We start from the raw sequence: 15,075 nt of genomic DNA, 5'->3' as shown, positions 1-15,075 counted from the left end.
ATAAAATGACATTACATTCAAAAATTATAGGCGAAGGTCATCCTTTTATTATACTTCACGGTTTTCTTGGTATGTCTGATAACTGGAAAACGTTGGGAAATAAGTTTGCTGAAGCCGGATTTCAAATGCATTTGGTAGATCAACGAAATCACGGTAGGAGTTTTCATGATGATCAATTTAATTACGAAGTTTTAGCCGAAGATCTCATAAAGTATTGTGATGCACATAACCTTGAAAACATAAATCTTCTTGGACATTCCATGGGAGGAAAAACAGCCATGCTCTTTGCTTCTGAATATCCTAATCTTGTGTCAAAATTGATGGTGGCAGATATCAGTCCGCGATTCTATCCAGTGCATCATGATGCCATACTTTCAGGATTGAGTGCTTTAGATTTTTCGGAAATTAAAAGTCGAGGTGAAGCCGATAAATTATTGTCGAAATATGTTCCTGAAATGGGTACGCGTATGTTCTTGCTGAAGAATTTGTATTGGATTGAAAAAGGACAACTCGCACTAAGAATCAATCTGGATACATTGAAAGAAAACGTTTCCGAAGTTGGTGAAGCCTTGCCACTACATTCAAAATTTGAAAAACCAACCTTATTTTTAAGAGGCGATAAAAGTGAATACGTCATGCCTTCCGACGAAAAACTTATCAAACAGCATTTTCCGCTTGCAGACATAGAAACAATATCAAATGCAGGGCATTGGTTGCATGCTGAGAATCCATCTGATTTTTATGATGCTGTGATAAATTTCGTATCTAAATAAAAATCTGATATCTTTAACTTAACCTAACATTTAAAATTTTATGAAATTTATTCTTACTCTAAGTGCTTTTTTAATAGCATGCCAATTGTCGTATGCTCAACCCAATGATGGACCTTTTAAAGATTATTACAAAACAGGAGAGCTAAGAACCGAAGGGCAGTATGTCAATAAAAAGCGTGATGGGAAATGGGTGGATTATTATAAAAACGGACAAATATTACAAGAATACGAATATGCAAATGGAACCTATCTTCTCAATTCTAAATCCTATTACGAAGATGGTACATTGAGATATGAAACTAAAAAAGAAGGAGGCAATAGTATTGGTATTGGATACTACGAAACCGGAAACGTAAAGTATAAGAGGCAGTTGGGTGACGGCTTTTATGAAGAGTATACCCAAGATGGTCAGCTAAAGATTGAAGCTAACTATATAGAAAATGAATTATCAGGTCTCTGGAAAACTTACCATCCTAATGGTAAAATAGCTTGGGAAGTTAATTATTATAAAGGCTACAGAAACGGTAAGTATAGGCAATATTATGACAATGGTCAATTACAGTTGGAAGGTGTCATTTTAAATGATATAAAGAAAGGTGAAGAAAAGCGCTATACTGAAAACGGTGATTTAGAATGGAAAGGTTCGTATGATAATGATAATTTTGATAAAACTTGGGTAAGGTATGATGCTAAAGGGAAAAAGGTGGAAAAGCTCAAATTTAAAAGTGACAATTCTGAGCAGCCTGAAGTAAATTTAGTGCTTACTAAAACTGAGGTTCCTGATGGTGTATTAGAGCGCGTACCCATTTATCCTGGATGTGAAGAAGTCTATGGTAATAAGGCTAGAAAGAAATGTATGAGCATTGCAATCTCCAGATTTGTAAGTTCTAATTTTAATACTAATATCGCTAAGCAAAAGAATTTAACAGGAAGACAACGTATTTATGTTATTTTTAAAATAGGGAAAGACGGGGAGGTTTTCGCTATTCAGACCAGAGCGGCACATCCAGCTTTAGAAGAGGAGGCAAAACGAATCATTAAACTATTGCCAACATTTAAACCTGGATATCAAAGAGGAAAACCAGTAATTGTGCCTTACTCGTTACCTATATTATTTCAAGTTCAAAAATAAAAACACAGTATTATGAATCTATTAATCAGACTTTTAGTTACCGCAGGAATTGTGATGTTGCTATCGCATTTTTTATCAGGTGTTGCTGTGAGTGGTTATACTGCTGCATTTATTGTAGCTATCGTTTTGGCATTACTCAATGCTGTTGTAAAACCTATTTTGATCATCTTAACCATTCCTATTACAATATTAACCTTAGGCTTATTTCTATTTGTGATCAATGCTTGTATTATATTGTTAGCCGATCAATTTATAGATGGTTTTGCAGTCAATGGATTTTGGACAGCGCTTCTGTTTAGTATCTTGTTATCTATATCACAATCTATTGCGTATTCCTTATTAAAGGAAGAGAAGAAAAAATAGTCTCTATTCTTTTTTTAAAATAATTTTCAAACACAAGGTGCTTGTCGATTATATTCTATATATTTATAATCCCTAATAATTAATAGTTGAAATAACTCGATTTACAAACGTGTCATTTTTAAAACTATTTATACTTATGAAACACCTATTGAAATGTACCTATTTAGTATTGGGCATTATGCTTATGATCTATGGTTGTCAAAACGATAATTTTGACGACTCCAATCCTGAACATCTTCAAGACACAGGCAACGACTTGTTTAGAAAAGGGAAGCTTTCAGATTACAGTGAGGTTAAAGATTTTGTGAAATCTCTCAAAAACTCAAAGCCTAGCAGTGATTTTGCTTTGAGATCATCCTTAGAAACCTCAAACAATTTTATTATTCTAGAGCATCAAGATATGGCGATTCACAATGGTGATGACTTTAGTACGTATACCATTCCAATTGTTAAGTTTCAGCAGCAAGAAGATACTTTTAGTAATCTGGTGGTACAATTTAGTGTAGCATCAGATTCAACCAGTGCCTATATATTAACTTACTATCCAAACCCTGGTTATTTAGATGACTATGCATTAGATAATCGTACCGCGTTTTCTGGTGAAGTCACCTATGAGCCTTTAGATTATGATGGGAGTTTGGATGGTCTGCATGCGAGAATGCTAGGTACAAGCATTAGTGTAACTTATTGTAATTGGGGAGGAGAAACGCACCTAGCAGGTCAAGAATGTACGCCCTCATATATGTGGACCGAGACCTACCATTTTTATTATGAAACTAATGATGGGTTTGATTCGGGTTCAGAAACTATAGAGCCACCATTAGGTCCTTTAGGTGGAGGTGGAGGAGCAACAAACGGTGTTAACACTGGTGCGAGTACTTCAACAATTCCTGCAAATCTTATTGATGAACTTGATATTGTTTTAAATCTTTCTACTAATGAAATAAGCTGGTTATCAAATAATTTTCAAGAGGCAATTAGTATTCACTTATTTTTACAAGAGAATGTTGATGCCCAAGGGGATATTGATCAAGAGGCTTTGGATTTTGCTGAGGAGGCTTTGGAGGCTTTGGAGGAAGATGATGAGCTTGACTTTGAATCCTTAGTGACTATTTACAATGGAATGGATAAAGAATGTCAAGCATTAGTTTTGTTTCGATCATTAATAAAAGTAAATTCAACTTTTACAAATATGATTAAGGTTAAATATCTAAAAACAAGCGCCAATGACATTATATTGAGGGATTTAGCGATAGGTGAGGGTAACCCTTTAATGACTGCTGAGACAGGTGCTAGAACTGATCCTAATCCAGATACAAATGCTGTTACAGATGCAGACATTATTTATGTTGAGTTTAACAAAACTTATTTAAATCAATCCACTGATCTTGGTTATGTTGCGACTTTTTATCATGAATTACTACATGCTCATATTTACCACTTATACCATGACGACGCATTACTAGATGAGTATCCTAATTACACCACATTAAATGCCGCACTAGATGATTGGTTTGCCAACCCCAGTGATACAACTAAAAAAGAAATAGCTGATCAAGAAATGCATAATATTTATGCCGATTTTATTGATGACCTTGCAGATAGTTTGGTTGAATATTGCAATGTAAATAACATTTCGGGAGTAAATCTAGTTTATGCCAAGAAATTAGTTTGGGGAGGCTTAAATGGTTATGATATATTTGAGAATAGTTTAACACAACCTGAACAAGATGAAGCTCAAGAAAAATTAGCATATGAAAACTTTAATCATACACAACATGCAAAAAGTCAAAAAACTTGTAATTAGTACATTAATGTTGTTTCTGTTAATGATTTTTAACAGTTACTCTCAAGCTAATAAGAATGACTATATTTTATTAAATAAAGTCATTGAGCTTACGAAAGAAGGAACAGATATATTATACAACTTAAATGAAAAGGTAAATACTGAGAACTTTTTAAAAGATTATTATGATTATAGATTCTTTGATAGACCTTTTTATTCCAAATTTGTTTATGATAAAGAGAAAGACTCTGCTTTTATTGATAATGATAATAAAGAGATACGAACACAACGTAATTTAAAATGGGATAAAAAATGTAAAGTAATTGATAGCTTATTTTCAAAAAATGATATCGAAACGTTTATCAAACCTCGCAGAAAGATATCGTATTGGAAAAAGAATAGTATAAATGTGACAAATGTGAAATTTGTAGAGACCTATTATTTATCAAATTTAATTTCTAAGCCTTACTACAGAAAAGATAATAAATATGCATTAGTGTTACATCGTTTTAGAGGAACTAAGACGCTATTCGTGTTTGCGAAGAATGATAAATCTCAATGGGAATACTTTTCACAAGTTGATAATCTTTGGTGGTAAATTAATAACTCAAACACAATCACTTAAACTGTTGTTGGGTTGCAAAAAAAGTCGTATTTTTGCAGCCCTTTTTAACGTATAAAAGTAAATGCCCTTTTGGGTTAAGAGTAGATACAATGAATATTACAAGAGAAAACATCGATGCATTAAATGCCGTGGTAAAAGTAGACATCGCTAAAGAAGATTACAGCGATAAAGTAGAAAAAATATTAAGCGATTACCGTAAATCGGCTAATATCCCAGGATTCAGAAAAGGTCATGTGCCAATGACACTGGTAAAAAAGCAATATGGTAAAGCGGTTTTAGTAGATGAGGTGAATAAGCTTTTACAAGATGCTTTAGGTAAATATCTAACTGAAGAGAAATTAGACGTTTTAGGTAACCCATTACCAAAACCTCAAGATGATTTAGACTGGGACTCCGATGCCTTTTCTTTTGAGTTCGAATTAGGATTAGCGCCTGAGTTTGAAGTGAACTTAAAAAGTAAAAAAGCAATCACACATTATAATATTGTTGCTGATGATAAAATGCTAGACAATCAGGTTGAACACATCAGAAAACAATACGGAAAGATTGTTTCTGAAACTGAAGTGGCTAAAGATTCTGAAATTACTGGTGTTTTCAAAAATGAAGAGAAAGGAATTGAAAACTCAACGACTATCACTTTAGATAAATTTAAAGGAAAAGCCACTGAAAAGAAATTTATTGGTGCTAAAGTTGGAGATGAAATCACATTAAAGACAAAGGGTTTATTTAGTGACGATCATGACCTTATGACATTTTTAAAAGTGTCTCATGAGGATGCTCATGGATTAGATATCGAGGTGACGTTTACAATAAACGAGATCAATTCAAGAGAATTAGCAGATCTAGATCAGGAATTGTTTGATAAATTATTTGGTCCTAAAGTAGTAACTTCTGTAACAGAGTTAAAAGCGAAGATCAAAGAAGATTCTGAAAAGCAATTTGCACAACAAGGCGATCAAAAACTATTAAATGATGTTACTGAGTATTTAGTAGAAAACACAAAATTTGATTTGCCAGCAGAATTCTTACAGAAGTGGATGCAAACTGCAGGTGAAACTGAAATGGATGCAGAGCAAGCTAAAGAAGAATATGAAAAGTCAGAGAAGAGTATGCGTTACCAATTAATTGAAGGAAAGTTAATTGAGAAGCATGACTTACAAGTGAAGTTTGAAGATCTACAGGCACATGCTAAAGAGATGATCAAAATGCAAATGGCACAATTTGGTCAAATGGATCCTTCAGACGAAGAGTTAGATGGAATTGCTGCACGTATCTTGTCAAACAAAGATGAGGTGAAGCGTTTATCAGAACAATTGATGAGTACAAAATTGTTAAACCTTTACAAATCTGAAGCTAACTTAAAGACAAAAGAAATAACTTACGACAATTTTGTAAAAGAGTTCTACAGTTAATCGTTTACAGTATAAATTAGTATATTTGAGCGTAAGACTGATAGGTCTTACGCTTTTTTGTTCACACTAAAAAAAATTGAAAATATTATATGGATTACGGAAAAGAATTTGAAAAATTCGCGATAAAAGATCAAGGCATAAGCAGTACATATTACAACAAGATTATTAGTAGTATGTATCCTACCGCTTTAACACCTAATATTATTGAAGAACGTCAAATGAACATTGCTATTTTTGATGTATTCTCACGTTTAATGATGGATCGTATTATTTTTATGGGTACTGCTATTAATGATCAGGTAGCAAATATCATCCAGGCACAACTACTGTTTTTGGAAAGTACAGATGCTTCTAAAGACATTCAAATATATATCAATTCTCCAGGAGGGAGTGTTTACGCAGGTTTAGGAATCTATGATACCATGCAATTGATCAAACCTGATGTAGCTACAATTTGTACAGGTATGGCAGCCTCAATGGGAGCTGTATTATTATGTGCAGGTGAAAAAGGAAAGCGTAGCGGTTTAACACATTCTCGTGTGATGATTCACCAACCCTTAGGAGGTGCTCAAGGTCAGGCGAGCGATATTGAAATTACAGCACGTGAAATATTGACGCTTAAAGAAGAGTTATATAAAATAATAAGTAAGCATTCAGGTCAGGATTACGACAAAATCTATGAAGACAGTGATCGTGATTACTGGATGAAAGCTGATAAAGCTAAAGAATACGGAATGATAGACGAAGTGCTATCACGAGGATAAAAATTATATCGAAAATTACAGGAGTGAATACAATTTCATAAATGAAAAATAGCTGCTGTCATTTCGAGCGAAGTCGAGAAATCTCATTGTTGAGTTTTCTGAATAGAATTTAAATTGATATATGGCAAAGGAAGAATTAGAATGTTCGTTTTGTGGAAGAAAAAAACCTGAAACCAATCTGTTGATTGCAGGTCTGGATGCACACATATGTGATCGATGCATTGAGCAGGCTCACGGTATTGTTTTAGAAGAATCTAAACAATCTGATAATGCAGAATTATCTTCAGAATTGATGCTCAAAAAACCACAACAGATCAAAGCATTCCTCGATGAATATATTATTGGACAAGAGTACACTAAAAAAGTGATGTCTGTTGCTGTCTATAACCATTATAAACGATTATTACAACCACCAACGGATGATGATATTGAAATTCAGAAATCAAACATCATCATGGTTGGTCAAACTGGAACAGGTAAAACCTTAATGGCCAAAACTGTAGCTAGAATGCTTAACGTGCCTTTAGCCATTGTTGACGCTACTGTGTTAACTGAAGCAGGTTATGTAGGAGAGGATGTAGAGAGTATTTTGACACGATTACTACAAGCTGCAGATTATAATCTAGAGAAAGCAGAAAAAGGTATTGTATTTATTGATGAGATCGATAAAATTGCTCGTAAAAGTGATAATCCATCAATTACAAGAGATGTATCTGGTGAAGGGGTGCAGCAGGCTTTATTGAAACTTCTTGAAGGTACAACCGTTAATGTGCCTCCAAAAGGCGGCCGCAAGCATCCTGATCAAAAATTTATTGAAGTCAATACAGAACATATTTTATTTATTGCTGGTGGTGCATTTGATGGTATTGAGCGAGTGATTTCTAAACGATTGAACATGGCAGCTATCGGTTTTAAAGCATCACATGATGATGAAATAGCCGATCCTGATAATATGCTGCAGTATATTATTCCTAAGGATTTAAAAGACTTTGGATTAATTCCTGAAATTATTGGTCGTCTTCCTGTATTAACCTATATGGATCCTTTAGATGCTAACACATTAAGAGCAATTCTAACAGAGCCTAAAAATGCCATTATCAAACAGTATAAAAAGCTGTTTTCTATGGATGAGATCGAATTTGCGATTACTGAAGGTGCATTAGACTACATTGTAACAAAAGCTATAGAATACAAATTGGGAGCAAGAGGGTTACGATCACTATGTGAAGAGATCTTAACTGATGCTATGTTTGAAATGCCAAGTTCAGATGATAAAAAATTGAATGTTACTAAAGCTTATGCTGAAAGTAAATTGACTAAAACAAAACTAAAGAAGTTGAAAGCTGTGTCTTAGTCTAGAATTTCAAAATACTTATAAAATAAGAAACCACTCTTTCCCGAGAGTGGTTTTTTAGTTGGATTTAAAAACTAATATTGCTAAACAATATTTTGAATATTTTTATCAAGTTTGAGTCAGAATTGAAACATAGCTCTATGTTTTTTTAAGACAACGTAAATATAGCTGCATTAATTTCAGAATAAAAATGACTTAGGCCTGTTTTGGATGAACACTAACAAATACTCGTTGTGTGGATTTGTAGTTTGTAGTTCATCGGATTTTTAATTTAATAATAACTCTTAACGTTCAACGGAAGTCACTTTAGACGATAACTTTAGAACTTCCTTGTAGATAATAGCATCGGTTTGATAAGATGAAAACCTAGATTCGAAAGTTGAGAAACCTCGCTTTAGTGCTTTGATAGAATAGTTTTCATAAGCTTTAACTTTGAAACTGTAAAATGCGTCTATTCCTGTAGTTTGTCTTTCAATTTCATGACCTTCTTGATCTAATAATACAACAGTAGTATTTGGCAGTGGTTCATTTTTGTCGTTTACAACAATTCCTTGTAACTGTTGGTATATAACATTCGCTTTAAAACGATACATGTCAAAACCACCTTTACCATCTTTTTTGTTTGAAGAGAAAAACCCTTGATCGTCATTAATAAACATGAATCCAATCTCGTCAGATTTTGAATTGACCTGGCTACCTAAATTTCTTGGGGTTTTAATATCTTCGGAAATAGAACTTACAAAAATATCAAAGCCTCCAATAGCATTATGTCCTTTAGAGGAGAAAAATAGTTTTTTGCCGTCCTTAGACAGATGTGGAAATTTATCATCAAATCTTGTGTTGATCTTCGGACCAAGATTCATAGGTTGTCCTAAAGTTCCATCAGGATTAATATGAGCGACATAGAGGTCATATCCTCCAAATGTACCAGACATATTTGATGAAAAGTAAAGCTCTGAGCCATCAAATGATACATATGGATTCTCTATAGAGTAATTGGCATCACTAATTGGTAATTTGGTTTCATTGATCCAATTTCCATTAGAATCTTCTTCCAGTACTGCTTTATATAATTGATAATTGTTTGAATTCGCTCTACTACTTCTGGTAAAATACATGGTTTGCTCATCTGGTGAGAATGCTACCTGACCTTCATTGTCCTTCGTGTTGATGATTCTTGAAAAGAAGAGTGGGTTTTTTGCAGCACCATAAGCATCAACATCTAAGCAAAATAACTCTGTGTATGGTTCGTTGGTATACTTATCAATACCATTACCTAATCCACCAATTTTTTTGGAGGACACCATAATTAACTTATTTCTGAATATAGCTGAAGGTATTTCAGAGTACTTGGTGTTTATTTCAGCATCATAAACATAAAATTCCATTCCGCTTTTGTTGAGTTCATCAACTCGCTTAGGGTCATTGCCATTAAAATGTAAGTTTGTAATCGAAGGGGAGTATACCATACAAAAAAGTAGGGTAAACACCGTGAGGATAGGCGTTTTCATTGTGAGGGATTTTGGGATTAATTATGTATTAAAATTATTACCTAGAACCTAGAAAGGCTTCTTTTATTATGTTTTTTAGATGAAATTGATTGTAAATCCGACAAGTTTAGGGATACTGCGAATTTTACCGACGAATGGACTAGGATATTGAATTTAAGTTGAGTAACTCATCAATATACTCTCTACTATTTGATAATCTTGGGATCTTATGTTGGCCACCAAGCTTATCGTGATGCTTAAGCCAATCATAAAACAAACGCTCTCTAGCCACATGAACTGTAGGCATATTTAATGTCATGTTATTGAGACGTTTTGCTTCATAATCTGAATTTAAAGATTTTAGTTTGTCATCTAATAACTTGTTGAATACTGTAATATCCTGTGGTGGTTTTTTGAACTCTATAAGCCATTCATGAGACCCTTTGTTTTTTCCGTTCATGAAAATCGGTGCAGCTGTATAGTCAACAATTTCAGCCTTTGTCGAACAACACACCTCACGAAGTGCATCTTCAGCATTTTCTATGATTAGTTCTTCTCCAAAAGCATTAATATGGTGTTTGGTTCGTCCAGAAACTTTAATTCGATAAGGGTTTGTAGATGTGAATCTTACAGTGTCTCCAATTTTGTATCTCCAAAGCCCTGCATTTGTGGTAATGATAACAGCATAATTTTTACCAATTTCAACTTCACTTAATGGGATAACTTTTTGCTGAGGTGTTCCGTAATGATCCATTGGAATAAATTCATAGAATATCCCGTAATCAAGCATAAGTAGAAGCTCGCTACTGTTGTTTTGATCTTGAATAGCGAAAAACCCTTCCGAAGCATTATATATTTCATAATACTTAAAATCTGACTTTGGCAATATGGTTTTATATTGGTCTACATAGGGTACAAAACTAACACCTCCGTGAAAATAGACTTCCAGATTAGGCCATATGTCAAAAAGGTTATCTTTTCCTGTACTATCCAGAATATTGTTAAGTAATACCAACATCCAGGATGGAACTCCTGCTAAACTGGTCACATTTTCATTACGCGTTTCTTCTACAATAGCTTGCATCTTTACTTCCCAATCACTCATTAAAGAGACCTTGCTACTTGGTGTGCTGCTAAACTCTGCCCAAAACGGCATATTGTCAATCAATATAGCAGACAGGTCTCCAAAGACAGTTCCGTTTTCTTTGTAAAGTTCTTTACTACCTCCTAAACGTAAGCTCTTACCTGTAAATAATTGAGAGTCTTCATTGTTGTTAAGGTACATGCATAACAAATCTTTGCTTGCCGCATAATGACAGTCTTCAAGAGATTCTGTGCTCACAGGAATAAATTTGCTTTTTGCATTGGTAGTTCCGCTGGATTTAGCAAACCATTTTATGGGATTAGGCCAAAAAATATTGTGCTCACCACGACGCGATCGCTCAATCATTTCCTGACAATCCTCATAGGATGAAATTGGAATACGTTCAGAAAAGATCTCATAGCTGGAGATGGAATTAAAGTCATACATCCTACCAATTTCAGTATCCTTTGCAGTTGAAAGAAGTTGAAATAGTAATTCATTTTGAACTTCATTTGGGTATTTTAAAAATAATTCGATTTGATGAAATCGCTTTTTTAAAAACCACGAAGCTATAGAATTTACTAATGGAATCGGCATTTTTATAGTATCTTTAAGCACTAAAAATAATACTTTTTTTAATATGTTTTATCAAGGTGTTTTAACAAAAATGGAAACCGAGTTTTCAGAACCTATCCAATATTATCTAATACTCGAAAATGATTTCCTGAATATGAATCAGTTATTAGATAAAACGATAACTATGGAATTTGTGAAATACCAATGTTTAAAATGTGGATTAGATAAACCAATTTATCGTCAAGGCTTTTGTAAAGACGATTTTTTTGATATTCCTCAAGCTGGAGACTGGATCATGCGACCTGAATTAAGTACTGCACATTTAGATAAAGAAGATAGAGATTTAGAGTATGAGAAAAAAGTGCAACTACAACCTCATATTGTTTATCTGGCTAATTCTAGTAATGTTAAAGTTGGTGTGACACGAAAATCTCAAGTGCCAACCCGGTGGATAGACCAAGGCGCACATGAAGCTATTGAAATAGTTGAAGTTCCCAACCGATATCTTGCAGGAATTACAGAAGTGGCACTCAAAGATCACGTAGCAGATAAAACCAATTGGAGAAAAATGTTAAAGAATGATATAGAAGATGAAAACTTGGTTGAATGGCGCGAACGACTTAAAGAATATATTCCTGAAGAAGCCTTAGAGTATTATATAGCCTCAAACACTGAAACTAATCTTGTGTTTCCTGTACATAAATACCCTGAAAAACCCAAAAGTCTTAATATCATAAAAGCACAGCGATATACAGGAAAACTTACTGGTATTAAAGGACAATATCTGATTTTCGAAGATGATACTGTTTTTAACATTCGTGGGAATGAAGGCCTGGTGATTAAGTTCTCAATTGGCTAAAGATTAACTTTATTTTATAATTTATCAGACTTCTCAAATAGCTGTTATTTAGTATCTTGTAAATAAAAATGCTATGAAGTTTCCAGTGATGTTTTATGTGGTTTTAACCACAATGCTATTGATAACTATAACAATTGCAGCTGCCTTAGATATGCCCTTAAATTGGGTGTTTTACTTAACTTGTTTGGGTCAGGTTTTTGTCGTTATTATGGTGTATAAGGTGCTTACCGATAATTATACAACTGAGAAAACGTTTGAGGATTATTACGAAGATCACCCAATTGGTAGAATGGAAAACTATAGGTAAATTATTAAAAACTCAGTTTTATGGCTTGTGCTAAACCAATGATTATTAGTAATACACCAGTTACTTTATTAATGACAAGCGTTATATTCTGAACTCTGTTCTTAATAGCCAAACTAAACTTACTATACAAATATAGAGTAGCAACCTTTCCTGTGTAAACACCTGCAAAAAATAAGAATAGTACAAATAACGAAGAACTCAATGAAAGTATTAAGTTATTATTGTTGATGGTGCCAAAAGCTACAATCCAGTAAATTAAGACAGGAGGATTTAAAATACCTAATAGAAAGCCTGTAGCATATTTAGATCTTGAAAGTCTGCTAGGCTTAACGCGTTCTTCTTTCTTGCTTTTGAAGATAAGATAGCTGCCAATAACCATTAAAATGATCACAATTACAATTTGAATCCACATGTTTCTGTCAAAGAAATCTTTAACGGCCATATTGCAATGCAATGCATAGTAAGAGAGTATGACCTCAGATATACCAGCAGTAATTGCTATTTTAAATGCTTGCTTAGTATTCTCTTTAATGGTTGTATTGATTACAGCTATATTTGACGCGCCTAAAGGCAGTGCTCCAACAGTACTAGCAATTACACCAATTATGAAAAATGAAATAATCATAACTTGTTTGTAGAAAAACGCCAGTAAAACTTACAGTGAAAAAAGAATAAAAAAAAAGCCCTAACGAAATCATTAGGGCTTATGTGATTATTTTACGATAATCTTGGTTCGGTAGTTATAATTGTCTTTGGTTTGTAAATTGAGAATATACATTCCAGTATCTAAATTTAACGGAAGTGTTGTTCGGCTTTCCAATGTTTGATTGGAGTTGAATACAATTTTACCTGTAATATCAACTAAAGCAATATTCACATTATCAAGTACTTTATTACTAAGTATAGCTAATTCGTCTTCAATTGGGTTTCGTTCAATTTTAATTGAAGTGATATTCTCAAAATCAGTATTAGATAATGTTTCTGGAATAATTTCACTTAGCGCAAAAGCAACATTTTGTTCTGTGAGTAAGACATGATTTTCATTGTCATCAGGCATATACCAGTTAACAAAAGGCGTGCTGTTTACTGTATCTCCAGAACTACCTGGATCACCCAAATTAATATTGTGAAACCAGTTCACTTCACCATTAGGAACAGACTCTAAAGCCATACCACTTACTGAAGGAATAAAACTAAATTTATCTAGCATTAAAGCAGATAAGAAATTATCAATTAATGGATCTCCTCCAAGACCTGAAGTAAATGCACCCAGATCAAAAAGTCCTCCTGAAGCGGCATCAACACCATTTGTAAATGTAGGTGCTTCAGAGAAAGCTATCTCATCAAAAAGTGTTATGAATCCTAAAAACTGAACTAGTACTCTACTCACCTGAGCAGTTGATCCAATAGATGGTGTAAGGTTGATTTCAATTGTAGCATCAGTAGATGGTCCAACGTCTTGAAAGGTGCCTGATATTACAGGAAATCCTGACGTAACATCAGTTCCGGCAATTGATTGATAAGCATTACCAATTCCACTACCATTTATTATAGATACATTTCTTGTACTCTGTGGAAATCCTGTTGGTGTCAACGAATTGATGTCTGCATCAAAAACACCTCTGTAAGGATGCGCCTCAGGTAATAATTTCGTAGGATCAAAGGAGACTTCACTTCCAGACGCTAAATGGGTTTCAAAGTGATCTACCAATAATTGTCTTGCAGCTGGCGACTTCAAAAGTCCGTTTACAATACCTTGAAGCTCTGTAACGTTTAGGTCTTCACCTAAGCCAAAACCTAGAAAATTAAATTGATGTTGAAATCCAATAGGCACATTAGCGCCAAGATGAGGTGAGTCAAAAGAAATCCATAATCTTGTTTCAGGATCTTGACTGTCTTCTTCCATAAAATTCAGAGCATATCGAGAAATCAAACCTCCCATACTTGGGCCAATAATAACGAGTTCTTCATCTCCTACTTTATCTGCATTCAATGTGTTGATTAGATCAATGAGAAGCATGGAGTTTCGTTCTATAAAATCAGCTCCACCATTAACAAGAGTACTACCAGGATAATCTGCTTCATCAATAACAGTATCAGCATTAACATCTGTAGCATCATCAATATTTAATAATGTATTGTCACTGAGCCTAAAGTAAGATGGGAAATTTAAGATTACCACATCAAATCCTTGAGCTCTAACAAGATCGGCAAGATTTTGGTTGCCTTGAGATCCAGTAAAATCTAATAAACTATAAAGTCCAGGAATAGTTCTAGTGTCTCCTGGGTCAAATCCATCCACAAGAATGATTGGCTTATCTAAGACGCCAGTATCAGTATCGAGGAAAATTTCATATTCCCCAAGACCAGCAAAACTTGTCACAGTATTATCGATTGCTGTATAAGCACTCAAATCAGCTGCAACAGTAGATTCAAATTCTACAATTTGTGCTTGCATGAAAAGAGGGAGGGTTAGAAAAAATAAAGTGTATTTTTTTATCATAATCGATTAATTAATAGTTATGACAAACAAGATACAAAGTTTCACTT

At 33.9% G+C, this 15,075-nt stretch carries 14 protein-coding genes; 10 read left to right on the top strand and 4 right to left on the bottom strand.

The window, feature by feature from the left end; genetic code table 11:
- The first annotated feature begins 5 nt into the window (after nt 1-5).
- The 8 genes from Q0951_RS12615 (at nt 6) to clpX (ending at nt 8,209) form a co-directional block, all read left to right on the top strand.
- Nucleotides 6-773 carry an alpha/beta fold hydrolase gene (locus tag Q0951_RS12615; protein WP_299337358.1) on the top strand — a complete coding sequence of 256 codons (768 nt, stop codon included), beginning with the start codon at nt 6-8 and terminating at the stop codon, nt 771-773.
- 40 nt (nt 774-813) lie between these two features.
- On the top strand, nt 814-1,905 hold the full coding sequence (locus Q0951_RS12610; RefSeq protein WP_299337357.1) for an energy transducer TonB: 1,092 nt from the start codon (nt 814-816) through the stop codon (nt 1,903-1,905).
- A gap of 12 nt (nt 1,906-1,917) precedes the next feature.
- Nucleotides 1,918-2,268 (top strand): phage holin family protein, encoded by a 351-nt coding sequence (locus tag Q0951_RS12605; protein ID WP_299337356.1) that lies wholly within the window; start codon nt 1,918-1,920, stop codon nt 2,266-2,268.
- Nucleotides 2,269-2,404: 136 nt separating this feature from the next.
- Entirely contained in the window at nt 2,405-4,075 is a 1,671-nt protein-coding gene (locus Q0951_RS12600) for a hypothetical protein (protein ID WP_299337355.1), read from the top strand.
- Entirely contained in the window at nt 4,047-4,652 is a 606-nt protein-coding gene (locus Q0951_RS12595) for a hypothetical protein (RefSeq protein WP_299337354.1), read from the top strand. Before Q0951_RS12600 ends, Q0951_RS12595 begins: the two co-directional genes overlap by 29 nt.
- A 116-nt stretch (nt 4,653-4,768) precedes the next feature.
- Nucleotides 4,769-6,091: a trigger factor gene (gene tig, locus Q0951_RS12590; RefSeq protein ID WP_299337353.1), complete on the top strand. Its 1,323-nt coding sequence runs from the start codon at nt 4,769-4,771 to the stop codon at nt 6,089-6,091.
- Between the two features lie 89 nt (nt 6,092-6,180).
- Entirely contained in the window at nt 6,181-6,855 is a 675-nt protein-coding gene (clpP, locus tag Q0951_RS12585; RefSeq protein WP_230936673.1) for an ATP-dependent Clp endopeptidase proteolytic subunit ClpP, read from the top strand.
- Nucleotides 6,856-6,976: 121 nt separating this feature from the next.
- Complete coding sequence (clpX, locus tag Q0951_RS12580; protein WP_299337352.1) at nt 6,977-8,209, top strand: ATP-dependent Clp protease ATP-binding subunit ClpX; 1,233 nt, start codon at nt 6,977-6,979, stop codon at nt 8,207-8,209.
- Nucleotides 8,210-8,493: 284 nt separating this feature from the next.
- On the opposite strand, the gene Q0951_RS12575 is transcribed toward clpX, so the two are convergent.
- Together Q0951_RS12575 and Q0951_RS12570 are read right to left on the bottom strand one after the other, a co-directional pair.
- Complete coding sequence (locus Q0951_RS12575; protein ID WP_299337351.1) at nt 8,494-9,720, bottom strand: hypothetical protein; 1,227 nt, start codon at nt 9,718-9,720, stop codon at nt 8,494-8,496.
- Nucleotides 9,721-9,859: 139 nt separating this feature from the next.
- Nucleotides 9,860-11,380 (bottom strand): GH3 auxin-responsive promoter family protein, encoded by a 1,521-nt coding sequence (locus tag Q0951_RS12570; protein ID WP_299337350.1) that lies wholly within the window; start codon nt 11,378-11,380, stop codon nt 9,860-9,862.
- Between the two features lie 43 nt (nt 11,381-11,423).
- Here Q0951_RS12570 and Q0951_RS12565 point away from each other — a divergent pair, with 43 nt between their 5' ends.
- Nucleotides 11,424-12,218 carry a DUF2797 domain-containing protein gene (locus Q0951_RS12565; RefSeq protein WP_299337349.1) on the top strand — a complete coding sequence of 265 codons (795 nt, stop codon included), beginning with the start codon at nt 11,424-11,426 and terminating at the stop codon, nt 12,216-12,218.
- 73 nt (nt 12,219-12,291) lie between these two features.
- Nucleotides 12,292-12,525, top strand: coding sequence for a hypothetical protein (locus Q0951_RS12560; protein ID WP_299337348.1), 234 nt, complete (start codon nt 12,292-12,294; stop codon nt 12,523-12,525).
- A gap of 4 nt (nt 12,526-12,529) precedes the next feature.
- Here Q0951_RS12560 and Q0951_RS12555 read toward each other — a convergent pair whose 3' ends face one another.
- Both Q0951_RS12555 and Q0951_RS12550 read right to left on the bottom strand, forming a co-directional pair.
- Nucleotides 12,530-13,150: a LysE family transporter gene (locus tag Q0951_RS12555; protein ID WP_299337347.1), complete on the bottom strand. Its 621-nt coding sequence runs from the start codon at nt 13,148-13,150 to the stop codon at nt 12,530-12,532.
- Nucleotides 13,151-13,237: 87 nt separating this feature from the next.
- Nucleotides 13,238-14,983 (bottom strand): T9SS type A sorting domain-containing protein, encoded by a 1,746-nt coding sequence (locus Q0951_RS12550; RefSeq protein WP_299337346.1) that lies wholly within the window; start codon nt 14,981-14,983, stop codon nt 13,238-13,240.
- Nucleotides 14,984-15,075: the final 92 nt, after the last annotated feature.

It is taken from the genome of uncultured Psychroserpens sp., from assembly GCF_947501425.1.
Classification (GTDB): Bacteria; Bacteroidota; Bacteroidia; order Flavobacteriales; family Flavobacteriaceae; genus Psychroserpens.
The sequence above is the reverse complement of the archived record's forward strand: the minus strand, read 5'-3'. Positions and strand labels throughout refer to the sequence as shown.

Bases quoted from the DNA above. Each gene is read 5' to 3' on its own strand.
- Q0951_RS12615 (WP_299337358.1), top strand. From the start codon at position 6: ATGACATTACATTCAAAAATTATAGGCGAAGGTCATCCTTTTATTATA.
- Q0951_RS12570 (WP_299337350.1), bottom strand. From the start codon at position 11,380: ATGCCGATTCCATTAGTAAATTCTATAGCTTCGTGGTTTTTAAAAAAG.
- Q0951_RS12575 (WP_299337351.1), bottom strand. From the start codon at position 9,720: ATGAAAACGCCTATCCTCACGGTGTTTACCCTACTTTTTTGTATGGTA.
- tig (WP_299337353.1), top strand. From the start codon at position 4,769: ATGAATATTACAAGAGAAAACATCGATGCATTAAATGCCGTGGTAAAA.
- Q0951_RS12610 (WP_299337357.1), top strand. From the start codon at position 814: ATGAAATTTATTCTTACTCTAAGTGCTTTTTTAATAGCATGCCAATTG.
- Q0951_RS12595 (WP_299337354.1), top strand. From the start codon at position 4,047: ATGCAAAAAGTCAAAAAACTTGTAATTAGTACATTAATGTTGTTTCTG.
- clpP (WP_230936673.1), top strand. From the start codon at position 6,181: ATGGATTACGGAAAAGAATTTGAAAAATTCGCGATAAAAGATCAAGGC.
- clpX (WP_299337352.1), top strand. From the start codon at position 6,977: ATGGCAAAGGAAGAATTAGAATGTTCGTTTTGTGGAAGAAAAAAACCT.
- Q0951_RS12560 (WP_299337348.1), top strand. From the start codon at position 12,292: ATGAAGTTTCCAGTGATGTTTTATGTGGTTTTAACCACAATGCTATTG.
- Q0951_RS12555 (WP_299337347.1), bottom strand. From the start codon at position 13,150: ATGATTATTTCATTTTTCATAATTGGTGTAATTGCTAGTACTGTTGGA.
- Q0951_RS12550 (WP_299337346.1), bottom strand. From the start codon at position 14,983: ATGCAAGCACAAATTGTAGAATTTGAATCTACTGTTGCAGCTGATTTG.
- Q0951_RS12600 (WP_299337355.1), top strand. From the start codon at position 2,405: ATGAAACACCTATTGAAATGTACCTATTTAGTATTGGGCATTATGCTT.
- Q0951_RS12565 (WP_299337349.1), top strand. From the start codon at position 11,424: ATGTTTTATCAAGGTGTTTTAACAAAAATGGAAACCGAGTTTTCAGAA.
- Q0951_RS12605 (WP_299337356.1), top strand. From the start codon at position 1,918: ATGAATCTATTAATCAGACTTTTAGTTACCGCAGGAATTGTGATGTTG.